11 protein-coding genes are annotated in these 14,978 nt (G+C 64.1%); 1 reads left to right on the top strand and 10 read right to left on the bottom strand.

The features are described from left to right. Window positions 1-23: 23 nt before the first annotated feature. The 7 genes from J8I82_RS31955 to J8I82_RS31925 form a co-directional block, all read right to left on the bottom strand. A complete protein-coding gene (locus J8I82_RS31955) occupies window positions 24-935 on the bottom strand; it encodes a fumarylacetoacetate hydrolase family protein (protein ID WP_209763599.1) in 912 nt (303 codons plus the stop codon). An 85-nt stretch (window positions 936-1,020) separates the two neighbouring features. Beyond that, window positions 1,021-2,145, bottom strand: coding sequence for a cupin domain-containing protein (locus J8I82_RS31950; RefSeq protein ID WP_209763598.1), 1,125 nt, complete (start codon window positions 2,143-2,145; stop codon window positions 1,021-1,023). A gap of 60 nt (window positions 2,146-2,205) precedes the next feature. Beyond that, window positions 2,206-4,533 (bottom strand): bifunctional salicylyl-CoA 5-hydroxylase/oxidoreductase, encoded by a 2,328-nt coding sequence (locus J8I82_RS31945; RefSeq protein ID WP_209763597.1) that lies wholly within the window; start codon window positions 4,531-4,533, stop codon window positions 2,206-2,208. Window positions 4,534-4,595: 62 nt separating this feature from the next. Next, window positions 4,596-5,114, bottom strand: a complete 519-nt coding sequence (locus tag J8I82_RS31940) for an acyl-CoA thioesterase (RefSeq protein ID WP_209763596.1) — start codon at window positions 5,112-5,114, stop codon at window positions 4,596-4,598. 38 nt (window positions 5,115-5,152) lie between these two features. Further along, window positions 5,153-6,613 (bottom strand): indolepyruvate oxidoreductase subunit beta family protein, encoded by a 1,461-nt coding sequence (locus J8I82_RS31935; RefSeq protein ID WP_245180352.1) that lies wholly within the window; start codon window positions 6,611-6,613, stop codon window positions 5,153-5,155. Window positions 6,614-6,692: 79 nt separating this feature from the next. Beyond that, a complete protein-coding gene (locus J8I82_RS31930) occupies window positions 6,693-8,888 on the bottom strand; it encodes a thiamine pyrophosphate-dependent enzyme (RefSeq protein ID WP_209763594.1) in 2,196 nt (731 codons plus the stop codon). Between the two features lie 326 nt (window positions 8,889-9,214). Further along, entirely contained in the window at window positions 9,215-10,552 is a 1,338-nt protein-coding gene (locus J8I82_RS31925; protein ID WP_209763592.1) for an MFS transporter, read from the bottom strand. Window positions 10,553-10,967: 415 nt separating this feature from the next. Here J8I82_RS31925 and J8I82_RS31920 point away from each other — a divergent pair, with 415 nt between their 5' ends. Next, window positions 10,968-11,780, top strand: a complete 813-nt coding sequence (locus J8I82_RS31920) for an SDR family NAD(P)-dependent oxidoreductase (protein ID WP_209763590.1) — start codon at window positions 10,968-10,970, stop codon at window positions 11,778-11,780. Window positions 11,781-11,881: 101 nt separating this feature from the next. Here J8I82_RS31920 and J8I82_RS31915 read toward each other — a convergent pair whose 3' ends face one another. The 3 genes from J8I82_RS31915 to J8I82_RS31905 all read right to left on the bottom strand — a co-directional run bounded on the left by J8I82_RS31915 (window position 11,882) and on the right by J8I82_RS31905 (window position 14,937). Then, a complete protein-coding gene (locus tag J8I82_RS31915; RefSeq protein WP_209763589.1) occupies window positions 11,882-12,640 on the bottom strand; it encodes an SDR family NAD(P)-dependent oxidoreductase in 759 nt (252 codons plus the stop codon). A 117-nt stretch (window positions 12,641-12,757) separates the two neighbouring features. Further along, window positions 12,758-13,729, bottom strand: a complete 972-nt coding sequence (locus J8I82_RS31910; protein ID WP_209763588.1) for a quinone oxidoreductase family protein — start codon at window positions 13,727-13,729, stop codon at window positions 12,758-12,760. 152 nt (window positions 13,730-13,881) lie between these two features. Beyond that, window positions 13,882-14,937 (bottom strand): beta-keto acid cleavage family enzyme, encoded by a 1,056-nt coding sequence (locus J8I82_RS31905; protein WP_209763587.1) that lies wholly within the window; start codon window positions 14,935-14,937, stop codon window positions 13,882-13,884. Between the last annotated feature and the right edge of the window lie 41 nt (window positions 14,938-14,978).

Below are 14,978 nucleotides of genomic sequence, written 5' to 3'. Positions count from 1 at the left end.
CGCATGCGCGGGGATAACGGGGTTTAGACTGCCACCACCGGGTGACGCAGCTCACCGATGCCTTCCACCGTGGCCACCACGGTGTCGCCAGGCCACAGCCACTCCTGCGGGGTGCGGCCGGCGCCCACGCCATCCGGCGTGCCGGTGGCGATGATGTCGCCGGGTTCCAGCGCCATGCCCTTGCTGATGTCCGCGATCAGCGCGGGCACCTTGAACAGCATGTGGCGGGTGTTGGAGCTTTGCTTGGTCACGCCGTTGACGGTCAGCGACAGGTCCAGCGCGTGCGGGTCGGGGATCTCGTCCACGGTGACGATGACGGGTCCGAACGGGGCGTAGGTGTCCTGGCCCTTGGAATAGATCCACTGGCCGGCGCGGCGGCAGTCGCGCGCCGAGATGTCGATCATCACGCTGTAGCCGAACACATAGTTGAGGGCATCGGCTTCCTTCACGCCCTTGCCGCGCGTGCCGATGACAACGGCCAGCTCGACCTCCCAGTCCATCTGCCCGGTGATTTCCTTGTTGTGCTCGATGGCGTCGCCCGGACCGATGACGGTGGTGGGGGGCTTGGAGAAGATCACCGGCTCCTTCGGCAGCTCCTTGGAGGTGTCCAGGCTACGGCTGGATTCGGCCACGTGCTCGACGTAGTTCAGGCCGATGCCCCAGATGTTCTTGCGCGGGCGCGGGATCGGCGCCAGCAGCTTCACGTTGGAGGCCGGCACGGCCACCCCGAACGGCAGCTTGCCGCGATATTCGTTCAGCAGCACGCTGGTGGAGCGGACCGCTTCGGGACCCAGGTCAATGAACTCGAGCATGGTCGAGGGGATGCTCACGCCGACGGCAGCGCCGAAGCGGGCGAGGTCAACGACATTGCCGTCGACGATGGCACCCAGTCGGGCGGCGGCAGCAACTTCAGCGCGATAGGTTACGAGACGCATTTTTCGAAAACTCCGAGAATGGGCCGCATACGATGCGGCGATATAGCCTGGAAGACAGGGCCTGGAAAACAGGTATTGATGACCTTCAAAGGACGGCTTGATGTCCGTCGTTTTCTGCCAACGCCTGCTCGCGGTACAGGCCCAGCGACTGCATCACCGGCAGGTCGTTGAAGCAGAACAGCACGGCGTCATCGCTGGCCGACGCGTTGGCGTGCTCGTGGAAGGCCCACGACGGCACGCAGAAGATGTCGCGCTCGGTCCAGTCAAAGCGCTGGCCGTTGATGATGGAGTAGCCGCTGCCCTTGGCCACCTGGTAGATGAAGCTGCCGGTGTGGCGGTGGGCCCTGGTGGCTTCGCCTGGCCGCAGCAGCTGCATGCTGGCGCCAATGGTAGGCATCACCGGGCCGCCGGTAACCGGGTTGATGTAGTGCATCAGAACGCCGTCGAAGGGGCTGCCTTCAGTGACCTTGCTGTGGCGTACCAGCGCCTCATAGGTCGGCGCCCATTCGTACTTGAACAGCGGCGAGTACGGTTTGCTCCAGTTGCCATCGTGCGGGCGCAGGCCCTTGCCGCCCCAGATCGCCGGCATGTCGTCGACGGCGTGGGTGACGGCCTGCTGCAGGTCCGGGTGCACCGCATAGAAGCCGGCTTCCAATGCGTTGACCAGCGGGATGTCAAGGCCATCCTGCCAGATGCACGTTGTCCCCTCCGCAGAGACGCCGTGCTCGTGCCAGGTGCCGTTTGGCGTCAGCACGAAGTCGTTGGCGTTCAGCGTCATCTTGTGGCCGTCGACGATGGTGTAGGCACCGCGGCCTTCCATGATGAAGCGCAGCGCCGACGACGAATGGGCGTGGGCAGAGGCGGCTTCGCCGGGATGCATGACCTGCAGCCCGGAATAGAGCCAGCCGACCGCGGCAGACACGTCCTGCCGGCCAGGATTGTTCAGGTAGACCACTCGGCGGCCAGCCTTCTCCGGCGTTACCAGGTCGACGGAGCGCAGAACGTGCTCGCGCAGGTCACGGAAGCGCCACAGCACCGGCACGGACTCCGACTTTGGCTGCCACGGCTCGATCTTGTTTGCCACCGTCCAGAGCGCGCCGGTCTTGAGCGCGGCGAGCTCCTTGTAGTAGGCGACCAGCTCGGGCGTGTCTTCCACGTCGGCGCGGCCGGCTACGCTTTCGCGGTAGGTGTCATACGAGGTATTCGACATTGTCATCCTCTCCTTTGTGTATTCGTCCTCCCCTGCGACGGGGGAGGGTAAGGACACTGATCAAACACCTGCCGCCGCACGGCGGAGGTTGCGCTCCAGCTGGTCCTTCGCGAGCTGATATTGCTTCGGCCATTCGACGCTGCGGTAGCCGAGCTTCGCGGTCTCGTGCAGCAACCACGCCGGATCGGCCAGGTGCGGGCGGGAGATGGCGCACAGGTCCGCCCGGCCCGACGCGATGATCCCGTTGACCTGGTCGGCATCGGTGATGGCCCCAACGGCGATCGTGGGCACGCCTGCCTCGTTGCGCACGCGGTCGGCGAAGGGCGTCTGGAACATGCGGCCGTACACCGGTTTCTGGTCGGGGGTCACTTCGCCCGACGAGCAGTCGATGACGTCGGCTCCGGCGTCCTTGAGCAGGCGCGCGATTTCGACGGCGTCGTCAGCACTGTTACCCCCTTCGACCCAGTCCGTGGCAGAAATGCGCACGGACAGAGGCTTTTCCTGCGGCCATGCTGACCGCACCGCGCGCAGCACTTCGAGAGGGAAGGCCATGCGGTGTTCAAGCGTGCCGCCGTACTCGTCGGTGCGTCGGTTGGTCACCGGCGAGATAAAGCTCGACAGGAGGTAGCCGTGGCCGGCCTGGAGCTCCAGCCAGTCGAAGCCCGCCGCTGCAGCGCGCCGTGCGGCGGCAACGAAGTCATCGCGCACGCGGTCCATCTCCTCGCGGGTCAGGGCGCGTGGCGTCTGCGAAATGCCCGGCAGATACGGTAGCGCCGATGCCGAGACCAGCGACCAGTTTCTTTCCGCCAGCGGGTGATCTGCCTGTTCCCAGCCGAGCTGGGTAGAGCCGCGACGGCCGGCATGGCCAATCTGCACGCCGATGCGCGCGCTGGAGTGTTCATGAACGAAGCCGACGATGCCGGCGAATGCCGCGGCCTGCTGGTCATTCCACAGGCCCGGGCAACCCGGTGTGATGCGGCCTTCCGGCGACACCGCCGTCATTTCCACCATCACCAGGCCGGCACCGCCCAGTGCGCGGCTGCCAAGGTGCACCATGTGGAAATTGCCCGGCACGCCCAGCTGACACGAGTACATGGCGGTGGGCGACACCACCACGCGGTTCTTCAGCGCCACGCCGCGGACGGTGTAAGGCGTCAGGGCCGGCGGCACATCGGCGGCTTCAGCGCCGGCGCGCCCGGCCAGCCAGGCTTCATAGCCTTCCAGCCAAGCCCGATCTCGCACGCGCAGGTTCTCGTGCGAGATGCGCTGTGAGCGCGTCAGAAGCGAATAGGCGAACTGCTCCGGCTCGAGGTTCTCGTAGCGCCTGACGTTCTCGAACCATTCTGTGGAGTTGCGCGCGGCGTTCTGGATCTTCAGCACTTCGACCGAGCGCACGGCTTCGTACTGCTGCAAGGCGTCTTCCAGCGAACCATCCACGCGCTTGATGGTGCGGGCCAGTTCGATGGCATCCTCCAGCGCCAGCTTGGTGCCGGAGCCGATCGAAAAGTGCGCAGTGTGCGCGGCATCGCCCATCAGCACCACCGGGATTTTCTTCTCTGCGCCGTTGTTGCCGGCCAATGTGTTCCAGTGCACCCACTTGTCGCAGATCACGCGCGGGAACTGGATCCAGATCGCCGAGCCGCGCAGGTGCGAGGCGTTGCTGATCAGGGGATTTCCGTCCAGGTAGGGCGCGAACAGCTTCTCGCAATAGGCGATGCCTTCTTCCTGGCTCATCTGGTCGAGGCCTGCGGCCTTCCAGGTGTCTTCCGGCGTCTCGACAATGAAAGTCGAGGTACCGTCCTCGAAGCGGTAGGCGTGAGCCTGGAACCAGCCGTGCTCGGTCGGCACGAAGATGAAGTTGAAGGCGTCGAACACCTTCTTCGTGCCCAGCCAGACAAAGCGGCACTTGCGGGTGTCGATGTCGGGGCGGAACGTGTCCGCATAGCGCTTGCGCACCACGCTGTTCAGGCCGTCCGAAGCCAGCACGAGGTCGGCATTGTATTTGAGCGCGATAGCCTGGTCGTCCTCGACGTTGGTCTCGAACACCAGTTCCACGCCAACTTCCTCGCATCGCGCCTGAAGGATGTTGAGCAGGCGCTTGCGGCCGATGCCGATAAAGCCATGGCCACCGCTGCGCACAGCCTGGTCCTTGAAGTGGACTTCGACGTCATCCCAGCGGTTGAAGGCATCACCGATGGTTTCGGCTGACACCGGGTCGGCATCCCGCAGGTTCTCCAGGGTAGCGTCGGAGAACACCACGCCCCACCCAAAGGTGTCGTAGGGACGATTGCGCTCCACCACCACGACCTTGTTGGCGGGATCCTGCAGTTTCATCAACAGGCCGAAATACAAGCCGGCGGGGCCACCGCCAATACACACAATATTCATGGCTGCTTCCAATCAGGTTATTACTCGAGCCTTCGACACCCGCGCCGCGGGTACGGCGGCATTCACACCGTGGTTTCGGGATAAGACCGACCTGCCGGGGCGGAAGTCGCTCCGCTCCGGGGGGCCGACTCGTTGGATGCCCCTTTCTCTGGGCAGGCAGGGGCAGGCCCGCGTTCCATGGCGGCGCGCAGGTCATTGGGCACCGGGATTGCCAGGTGCGTGTCCAGCGAGGTCATCACGATGGTCTGGGTTGCCGTCATGCGCACCTCGCCGCCTGCATCCGTGCAGCGCCAGGCCAGCGTGATTGACTTGCCGCCGACGCGCACGACCTCCAGCTCCAGCCAGACCTGGTCGCCAAAGCGGCTGATTGCCTTGAAGTCCACCTCCAGGTGCACAGTCGGCATGCCCAGTCGGCGTGCGCCGATGACCCCGTGGTAGCCGTCCGGCACCAAGGTGTCGACCCATCGTTCGATCAGGTCGTTGAACAGCACGAAGTACTGCGGGTAGAAGACAATGCCGGCCGGATCGCATTCGGAAAAATGGATCTTGTGCTGGCGCTTGAAGACGTGCGCGGTGGTCATGGTCTGCAGTTTCTCGCTATGAGTGGGGCCGGGAACGGTCAAGCCAGCGCGTGGCGCGCCAGCGCTTCCTTCAGCTTCCTGCCGTGCTCGTCGGCGAGCGCGGCTTCGCGCAGCTCGCGCAGCGTTGCCGGGGCCATGCGAGCACCCGCCCGCTCCACGGCGCCCATCAGGGCCTGATAGTTGGTCAAGCCGCGCACGTGGGTGTCGCTGTAGCCTTTCACCAAACGCTGGCACTGCACCACTTCCAAAGCCAGCGCCGGGTTAAGGCGCGCGGCGGCGAGCACGTGGCTCAGCCACCCTTCGATGCGCTCGGTTTCCAGCGCAAAGCGCAGCGTGCCGCGGCGGATGCAGCGCAGCCTGGCTACCGCCCACAAGGTCAGGTAGCCGCGCAGCGAACTGGTGGTGACAACCCGTCCCGCGGCGGTGAAGCGCCGCACCAGCCGGTGCACGAAATGCGGCTTCATCAGCCAGCGGCCGAGTCCGGCCGGCAGCGTCTCGCAGATCTCTTCCAGGCGCGGGTGCATGAACTCGTTGATCGCCAGCAACTGTTTTTCATTGGCTCGCACCTCGCCCCGCACGCGCGCGAAACGCGAGTCGCGGGTCTTCAGGTCGGCAACGCGAATGGTGTCTTCGTACGACATCCACAGGGCCAGATGGCGCGCCGTTTCGCGCAGTAGCGCAAGATCGTCCTTGCCGACCGCCTTGCGCACGGCCGCCAGGCGATCCAGGTAGAGGGCGGCGTAGGCGCTGTCCTGATAGTCGATCAGGCGGCGCACGCCTTCCACCACGACGTAGTGGATCTCCGCCGGTTGCTCTTTGCGCGCACGTTGCAGAACCTGTGAAACCTTGACGTCCTGTGGTTTGGGTTCGGACAGCAGCTTCGCAGTGTCGACGCCTGGTGCTTCGCCGGATTCGGCTTTGGCAAATGCCGCGCCGAAAGCACGCAAGCTGGGCTTGACGCCAACGCCACCACGCTCGATCGTGGCTTCAAACTGTGTCCGGCTAAACGGCAGCACACCGGTGCCCGCGAGAGCGCCGAACAGCACGGCGCTGATGACACTGCCGCTCGCTTCAGCTGCCTGGGCCATGTCGAAACGGACGAACCGCTTGGCGGCCTTTCCGGCGTGGGCGATCAACTCGTCGCTGTCGACGCGACCGTCGCCCATCGCGGACTTCTCGGCGATGGAGTAGACGCGGTGCGTGGACGAAACCAGCGTGGTACGGTCCGGCGTCACCAGCCCGCGCTGCACCGCGCGGCCGGCTTCCATCAGTTCCGAGGCGAGGACGACGTCAACGTCGCCGGGAGCGGGCATCAGTGCCAGCACAGGCTGGCGGCCGGCTCGCTCAGCCACATCGCGCGGGAACAGTTCGACGTAGTAGATCGTGGCGCCGGTGCGCTGGGCGACACCGGGCACGGAAGTGGTCTGCGCGATATAGCCGTTGTGCTCGCCCAGATCCACGATCCAGTCGGCCAGCACGCCGCCGCCTTCGCCACCCATGGCGAGGATGGCAACTTTGATCGGCTTGGCGCCGAGGTTGTTGGGTGCGTTCACGATGGAACCTCTCGAGACTTTATGTTCAGAATGCAAGGCGGGCGCGGCGCGCTGCATCGCGGCGCTGCAGGAAACCGATCACGGCGTCGCGCAGGCGCTGGCGCAACTTGTCCATGCGGGTAGGGTTGGTCACGATCTTCGCGCGGTAGAACGACGGGCACAGCACCGCGGCGTGCGAAACCTCGCCGCAAAGCCCGCACCCTACGCAGCTGTCCAGCACCGAGGCAACGGGGTCGGTACGCAGCGGGTCTGGGTTCGGCTTGATCGTCAGCGACGGGCAACCGGACAGGCGAATACACGAGTGGTCGCCCGTGCAGGTGTCCGAATCGACGCCGAAGCGCTCGCGTACCACGCGCTCGCCATCGGCAATGGCCTTGCGCATCTTGGGCTTCTCGCGGCGTTGCTTGTTCAGCATGCATTCGCTCTGCGCGATCAGCACCTTGGGTCCCTTGGCGCCGGTGGTCAGCGCTTCCTTGAGCGCCGCCTTCATGCCCTTCAGGTCATAGGTGCGGCGGATAGTGCGAACCCATTTGACACCGACGCCACGCACGGCATCCTCGATGGCATGCCCGGTGCTGCGCGTATCGTTGTGCGCGGTGGAGGAGAGGATGTCCTGCCCGCCGGTGGCTGACGTATAGCTGTTGTCGACGACGATGGTCAGGTTGTCGCTCTTGTTGAACACCGCATTGGCGATGCCACTGGTCAGGCCGTTGTGCCAGAAGCCACCGTCGCCCATCACCGAGATGGCGCGCTTGCCTGCGGGCGCGTTCAGCGCCGCGGCGCTTGCGCCGCCCAGCCCGTAGCCCATGGTGGTGTTGCCCAGGTTGAACGGCGGCAGGATCGAGAACAGGTGGCAGCCGATGTCGGCACTGACGTGATGCTCGCCGATTTCGCGTTCGACCAGCTTCATCGCGGTAAAGATGGGGCGTTCCGGGCAGCCAGTGCAGAAGCCGGGCGGACGCGCATGCACGCTCTCGTCCACCAGCTTCTGCGGCGCCAGAACTTCCGCGGCCACGGCATCGACGGCGGTCACGGGGGCTTGCACAACCGGAATCACTTTGCGGACCGGCTTGGGCTGCGGCTGCGGTTCGATCTTCCCGTACTTTTCAAGGAAGGCACGGAGCCCCTTGAGGAGCGTAGCGGTGTTGTACTCGCCGGCCAGCGGCAGCAGGTCCTTGCCGTGCAGCGTGGCGGTGGTGCCAGCCACGCGCAGGATATTGGCTGCGTTCTGTTCGATGAAGTTGGGCTGGCCTTCCTCGAGCACAAGCACCGCGCGCTTGCCGGCGCAGAAGCGCTCCCACTCGGAATCGATCAGCGGGTAGGCGACGTTCATCACGTAGAGCGGGATCCTGGACTCGCCGAATACATCGGCAAGGCCAAGTTGCTCCAGCGCGCGGATCAGCGTGTTGTAGCTGCCGCCCTGCACGGCGATGCCGATGTCCTCCATGTCGCCCGGGAAGAATTCGTTGAGCTTCCGCTCTTCGACGAACTTCACGGCAGCCGGCCAGCGCTGCTTGATCTTCTCGTGCTCGTGAACAAAGCTCGCGGGCGGCAGCACGATGCGGCTGAGGTCGCGTGTGGGGTTCTCAAGCGCATCCTGGATCGAGAAGCGACTACGCCGGTTGTCGGACGCGACGAACTGGCCATGTACGTGACAGGAGCGGACGCGCAGCTGCAGCATCACCGGGGTGTTGGATGCTTCGGACAAGTCGAAGCCATCCTTTACCGCCTGAACGATGCATGGCAGGTTGGGACGCGGATCGAGCAACCACATCTGCGACTTCATCGCGAATGCGTGGCTGCGCTCCTGCATGATGGAGGAACCCTCACCATAGTCCTCACCAACGATGATCAACGCACCGCCGGTGACGCCGCCCGAAGCGAGGTTCGCAAGCGCGTCAGAGGCCACGTTGGTGCCGACGGTGGCCTTGAAGGTCACCGCGCCGCGCAGGGGGTAGTTGACCGAGGCAGCCAGGGATGCGGCCGCAGTTGCTTCGCTCGCGCTGTTTTCGAACCTGATGCCGTTTTCGGCCAAGATGTCCTGCGCATCAGCCAGAACGTCCATCAGGTGCGAGATCGGCGAGCCCTGGTAGCCGGCCACATACGCTACGCCAGATTCCAGCAGAGCCTTGGTAACCGCGAGGATGCCCTCGCCGCTGAATACCTCGCCCGAACCCAGGCGCAACTTCTTGACTTCTTCGACAAATGAACGCTCAGCCATGGCTTTCCTTCCTGATGAAAACGTTGGGACCTGTCACGCGCAACACTTGGCCCCTTTGAGATGCGTATAGTTTAAGGTTAAACATTTCCAAAATCATATATATGGACGGAGTGACGGGTAGAGGGATAGGGATAACCCGAGCCTTCAAAGTGCCGACAGTCCGCTGCGGACTGACCATAAGGTCAAGCGTCCAAGCGTCCGCATCCTGCGGTTGATATGTGTTAGAAGACCTACGTCAACCCGATCGACATGCCACGTTGGTTTAGTCCTGGCTGAGGCCTTTTGGGAGAGGGATTACCGCCCCATTTGAATGGAGGGCTGCCCTCTTACGCGTTTGCCTCTTGGCTATCTTGCGTAGTGATGGCTCGTTGTCCGGTCCGGGGCAACAGCGCAACAGCCAGTGCCGCAGCGAGGCCAGCAAGGGAGAACGTGATGAAGTTCCACTCGAATCGTAGCCCGGAGCCGGCCACATAGCCGCCGACGAGCGGTCCGCTCATTGCACCAAAGCGTGCGAAGCTCAGCGCCCATCCAGTTGCCGCCGCGCGTGCTTGCGCCGGGTAGTAGCCCGCCAGGTATCCGGTCAGGATGAGGGATGCTGAGACGCTGCCAACGCCCGCCAATGCGACGAGGAGGTAATTGACGACGACTGAACTGCGGAACATCAACGCACCAATGGCGAGGGAGCCAATCAGGTAGAAGAGCGCTACGGTGCCGCGGGCTCCCATCCTGTCGGCTGCACCGCCGAGGAACAGACCACCCACCGCAGAAGCAAGACTGAATACAACCAGGAAGGACAGACTAGATCCGAGATCGTAGCCATTCTTTCGCATGATGGTGGGCAGCCAGGTATTGAGGCCATAGACGAGCAGCAATCCGAAGAAGAGGGCTACCCAGAAACACGCTGTCGCACGTAGTTGCTTGCGCGAGAAGATGCTCGACAGCACATCGCGCCAGGTTGCACGGGTGGTGGTCTTGGCGGGGCGGGACTCTGGCTGCAGGCGGCCCGCACCTGTCCGATTGGCCAATGCCTGCGCCTCGTTGATTCGGCCTTGTCCCACCAGATACTCCAGCGATTCGGGCAGCAGCCAGGCCATCAGCGGAATCACCACAATCGGTACGGCGCCGAGGCCAATCACACCGCGCCACCCAAGGCTGGGCAATAGCCACATGGCGATGAGCGCTGCGCAAAGGATCCCTACCGAATACCCGGAGTACATCAGGCCGTAGTTGAAGCTACGGCGGTGCGGTGGTGAGTACTCGATGGTCAGGGCGGCCGCTACGGGGATTACGCCGCCAAGGCCAAGCCCACCGAGGAATCGCAGGATGCCAAAGAGCATCGGCGTTGGCGCCCATGACGCGCCAAGCATGGTCAGAGAAAACACTGACACGCAGAGCAGAAGCATTCGGCGGCGCCCCATCATCTCGCTCAGGGTGCCAATCAGGAATGCGCCAAAAAACATGCCGACCAAGGCGTAGCTGCTGAGTGCGCCGAGTTCCAGCGGCGTGAGATTCCAGTTGCGGTCTTCGGCAAGCGCGGGAAGTACCGCGCCCATGACACCTACGTCGTAGCCTTCAAACAAGATTGCAAGAAAGCATACGAGAAGTACGGTATAGGTTGCGCGAGAGTGGGGGCGCCAAGGCTGTGTGCTGCCGGCAAGGGTCATGGTTTGTCCTCCGTTTGGGATGGCGATTGGGTGCTGGGAGACCGCCTCGATATCGTCTTCGCCCGATCGATGCCGCGCGAATTTTGTAGTTCAGATAGTTTATGTGTAAACATATGATTATGGAAATAATTTTACGTGACGCGTCGCACCATGGCGCATGGAGTTCATGGGTATGGGCGCGCTCATGGTTGAAGGAGTGTGTCGCAGAGCCCACACTGAGCTGCTACGCAGCCGAGCGCTCGGTGTCGTAGTGGGTTCGCAGGTTCAAGACTTCGTGTTTTCCCTAGCAGCCCCGAAATGTCAAACTGGTGCCCCAGATTGTCAAAACGCTCGGCTTTGTTGCTAGATACTTGCAGCGATAGGCTGCTACGGCCCACGGTATCGACATCCGACGCAAGATCGCAAGGAGATGAGCATGGAGCTAAAGGACAAGGTTGCAATCATTACGGGCGGCGGGCAGGGCGGCGGCGAAGGCATCGCGCGCGTGCTGGCGCGTGAAGGGGCCAGGATCGCCGTGGTGGACCTGAACCTTGACGCCGCCGCACGCGTCGCTTCCAGCATCGATCCGGACGGCAAGCGTGCTATCGCCATCCGCGCCGACATCAGCAGGAAGGCCGACACGGAGGCCATGGCCCGCCAGACCCTGGAGGCGTTCGGCGCCATCGATATCCTGGTCAATAACGCGGGCGTCGGTGGAGCCTCCGCGCTGGTGTGCGACGTCACGGAGGAGAACTGGGATCGCGTGATGGGGGTGAACGCCAAGGGCATCCTGTTCTGCTGCCAGGCGGTCATCCCTGCCATGAAGGCGCAGGGCAAGGGCAAGATTGTCAATATCGATTCGATCGCCGGCATTCGCATGGCCTACTTCAGCAGTGTGGATTACACTGCGTCCAAGCATGCGGTCACGGGGCTGACGCAGCATCTCGCATGGGAGCTTGCGGACCAGCGCATCAACGTCAATGCGGTGTGCCCCGGCGGCATCCTGACCCCTGCCATTGCAGCGTATGCCACCCCGGAAAAGCGCGAGGCGCTGATCAGGCGGACGGTACCGCTGGGCAGGTTCTGCAAGCCCGAGGAGATTGGCGAAGCGGTATCTTTCCTCGCCAGCGACCGTGCCGACATGATCACGGGCCAGATGCTGGCGGTGGATGGCGGCACCCTCACCGGTTACGGCGAGGATCTGCGCGCGGTATTGCGCCAGCGGCTCCAGGAAGAACAGGGCCACTGACTTCAGCGCCATTGACTTCAGCGCAACCGGCAGCCTGCCGGCCTGACCCCATCTGAAGCGGACCGGCGCGGCCAGGCTGCCGTCGGCAGTTCAGGGTGAATTCAATAGTGGATGATGCCGGGGGTTCCTCCGCCGACGGGGATGGCTTCGCCATTGATTGCCACGCTCAGTGGCGACGCGAGGAAGGTCACCACGCAGGCGACCTCACTGGCATCGACCATGCGGCCGAGGCTGCTCCTGCTCGCCGCCCACGCCTCGGTTGCCGCGTCGGTCTTCTCGGTGCGCGTCGGGCCGGGATGGACCGCCGTGACATTGATGCCCTTCGGCCCGAGTTCATCGGCGAGATTTTTCGTGATCGCCGCCACGCCGACGTTACGCAGCGTGGCGACGGGCCGGCCCGTATGGTAGATGGCCAGGCCGCCGATATTGATGATACGTCCCCAGCCATTTGCGGCCAGATGCGGTGCCAATGCCCGTGCGGTGCGCAGATAGCCGATGACCTTGATGTCGATATCCTCGAGGGCTTGCGCATCGACGATCTGGTCCAGTTGCGTGGCCGGCGAGATGCCGCCCGGCAATGCCGCGGCATTGACCAGGATATCGATGCCACCCAGGGCTTCGATCGCTTGCTCCACCATGGCGTCGACGGAAGCCTTGTCGGCGGTGTCGACCGTGAGCGGCACGATGCGGCGGCCGGTCAGCGCCGCAAGCTCCGCGGCTGTCGCATCCAGCGCTTCCTTCCCGCGCGCGGCAAGCACGACGTCCACCCCTTCCTGTGCGAGCTGCAGGGCAATCGTCTTGCCAATGCCGCGGCTGCCGCCAGTCACGATTGCACGCTTGCCTTCTAACTTCAGGTCCATGATTTCTCCGATTTCCAGCAATGGCCCAGGGGCGATCGTGCCATGAGCACGTCGCCCCGTTGATCATTATGCGTAAAGCGTACAAGGCGATGATGCCCGCGCGCCAGTACGCAACGTTTACGGCACCAGTACGGTGGCGCCGCTGGTCTTCCTCGATTCGAGCGCGCGATGCGCCTCGGCGGCATCGGCCAGCGCGAAGCTTTGCCTGGGCTCGCTCGTGATCTTGCCGGCGAGCACCATGTCGAACACTTCCTTGGCCATATCAAGCATGTGCGAGCGCGGCGTGGCGTAGTGCACCATGGCCGGACGCGTGACCCACAGCGAACCCTTGGCCGCGAGCGTGCGGCTGTCGATTTCCACCGGCCCGGAAGTCGTGCCGTTGCTGACGAGGGTGCCGCGCACCTGCAGGCAGGACAGCGATGCATCCAGCGTCGACTTGCCGATCGAGTCGAACACGACCGGTACCTTCTTGCCGTCGGTGATCTCCATCACGCGCTCGACGATGTCTTCGCGCGACGTGACGATGGTGTGCGCGCAGCCATTGGCCCTGGCGATCTCGGCCTTTTCGTCGGAGCTGACCGTGCCGATCATGGTCACGCCAAGCGCGCGTGCCCACTGGCACGCGATCAGGCCGACGCCACCCGCCGCGGCGTGATAGAGGATGGTCTCGCCACCCTTGAGCGGGTAGACCTGGCGGAACAGGTACTGGGCAGTCATACCCTTCATGATGAGCGTTGAGGCCGTCCGGTCGGAGACGCCATCGGGCAGCGGGATCAGGACTTCCGCTGGCATCACGCGTACGTCCGAGTAGGCGCCCTGGGGCCCGAGCAGATAGCCGACGCGGTCCCCGACGCGGATGTCGGTCACGCCCGGGCCGACGGCCTCGACCACGCCAACCGCATCGGAGCCCAGGCCGTTGGGAAGCTGCAGCGGATAGTGGCCGGTGCGAAAGTAGATGTCGATGAAGTTGACGGCAATATAGGTGTGGCGGACGCGGGCCTGGCCCGGGCCGGGATCACCGACTTCGACGGTCTCAAGCTTGAGGACGTCGGCGTCACCGGTTTCGTAGAAGCGGATTGCTCTTGCCATTCAGGTCTCCTGGAGAAGAAAGTCCGTGCCGGTCCGGTGCCCGGGAAGGGGCACGGAATTCATGGCTGGATGTGGTAGGTCTTGACGATGCCGGCGTTGTGGCCGGCCGCCCTGGCCGCAGTCGAGTCGCTGCGTCCGGGCGGCCTCGCGCATCAGGCGGCGCGCAGCGGCAGGTTCCTGATGCCGGCCTGGCGGTTGGGCGCCATGCCGTGGGCGGCCAGCGTTTCTTCCACGCTGTCGTACCACGTGCCGATGCGGTAGATCTCGCGCGCTTCCTTGCCCGAGGCAATCTCGCGGCCCAGTTCCCTGGCCACGCGCACGCACTGCTCGATCTGCTGCACCGACGTCATGCGGTTGCCGTGCTGGTCGATGATGGTGTCCTCGATGCCGCAGCGCGGGTGCAGGCCCATGGACATCGCCATCATGTTGAACGGCAGCACGTTCTTCAGCAGCGATTCCGCGGTCAGGGTGCAGCCATCCGGCGCACGATGGATGAAGTTGAAGAAATTGAACGGGTTGGGGCCGTCGAAGCCGCCGCCGATGCCGATCCAGGTCAGGTTCAGCGGGCCCATGTAGGTGCCGTTGCGGACCAGGCGCTCCAGCGTTTCCAGCGCGTGGATGCCGGTGAGCTGGAAGTGCGGCTGGATGCCGGCGTTGCTGAGGCGGCGCAGGTGCTCTTCGACCCAGCCCGGGCCGGCCGGCACGGTCATCTCGCGGTAGGCGGCCTGGTAGGCAGGATGCTCCAGCGAGGTACCCTTCAGGTACTCGGGATAGAGCAGCTCCATGATGTTCATCTGCGTGGTGTTGATCGCCACCGTCACCTGGTCGGGCTTCGGGGTGAGTTCGGCCAGCATGTGGCGGGTATCGTCGGACAGCCACTTGGCGGCTTCGCCTTCGTCTTCCGGCGCGAACGAGATCGAGCCGCCGACCTGGATGATCATGTCCGGCACCGCGGCGCGCACGCCGGCGATCAGTTCGTTGAACTTGGACAGGCGCTTGGAGCCCTTGCCGTCCAGTTCGCGCACGTGCAGGTGCAGCACGGTGGCGCCCGCGTTATAGCAATCCACGGCTTTCTGCACCTGTTCTTCCATGGTCACCGGGATATCTTCCGGGAAATCCTCCGGCATCCACTCGGGGCCATACGGGGCCACGGTGATCACCACTTTGTCCTGGTTCTCCGGGTGCAGGGAATCGTCGAGAAATTGCATGGTCTCCATCCTGATGGTGAATGGCGCGTCCAGAAGCGCCC

Origin of the sequence: Cupriavidus consociatus (genome assembly GCF_017814975.1) — a bacterium.
Classification (GTDB): domain Bacteria; phylum Pseudomonadota; class Gammaproteobacteria; order Burkholderiales; family Burkholderiaceae; genus Cupriavidus; species Cupriavidus consociatus.
The sequence above is the reverse complement of the archived record's forward strand: the minus strand, read 5'-3'. Positions and strand labels throughout refer to the sequence as shown.

What these genes read in the sequence shown, in the direction of transcription:
- J8I82_RS31955 (WP_209763599.1), bottom strand. Translation starts at nt 935, where the DNA reads ATGCGTCTCGTAACCTATCGCGCTGAAGTTGCTGCCGCCGCCCGACTG.
- J8I82_RS31950 (WP_209763598.1), bottom strand. Translation starts at nt 2,145, where the DNA reads ATGTCGAATACCTCGTATGACACCTACCGCGAAAGCGTAGCCGGCCGC.
- J8I82_RS31945 (WP_209763597.1), bottom strand. Translation starts at nt 4,533, where the DNA reads ATGAATATTGTGTGTATTGGCGGTGGCCCCGCCGGCTTGTATTTCGGC.
- J8I82_RS31940 (WP_209763596.1), bottom strand. Translation starts at nt 5,114, where the DNA reads ATGACCACCGCGCACGTCTTCAAGCGCCAGCACAAGATCCATTTTTCC.
- J8I82_RS31935 (WP_245180352.1), bottom strand. Translation starts at nt 6,613, where the DNA reads ATGGGTGGCGAAGGCGGCGGCGTGCTGGCCGACTGGATCGTGGATCTG.
- J8I82_RS31930 (WP_209763594.1), bottom strand. Translation starts at nt 8,888, where the DNA reads ATGGCTGAGCGTTCATTTGTCGAAGAAGTCAAGAAGTTGCGCCTGGGT.
- J8I82_RS31925 (WP_209763592.1), bottom strand. Translation starts at nt 10,552, where the DNA reads ATGACCCTTGCCGGCAGCACACAGCCTTGGCGCCCCCACTCTCGCGCA.
- J8I82_RS31920 (WP_209763590.1), top strand. Translation starts at nt 10,968, where the DNA reads ATGGAGCTAAAGGACAAGGTTGCAATCATTACGGGCGGCGGGCAGGGC.
- J8I82_RS31915 (WP_209763589.1), bottom strand. Translation starts at nt 12,640, where the DNA reads ATGGACCTGAAGTTAGAAGGCAAGCGTGCAATCGTGACTGGCGGCAGC.
- J8I82_RS31910 (WP_209763588.1), bottom strand. Translation starts at nt 13,729, where the DNA reads ATGGCAAGAGCAATCCGCTTCTACGAAACCGGTGACGCCGACGTCCTC.
- J8I82_RS31905 (WP_209763587.1), bottom strand. Translation starts at nt 14,937, where the DNA reads ATGCAATTTCTCGACGATTCCCTGCACCCGGAGAACCAGGACAAAGTG.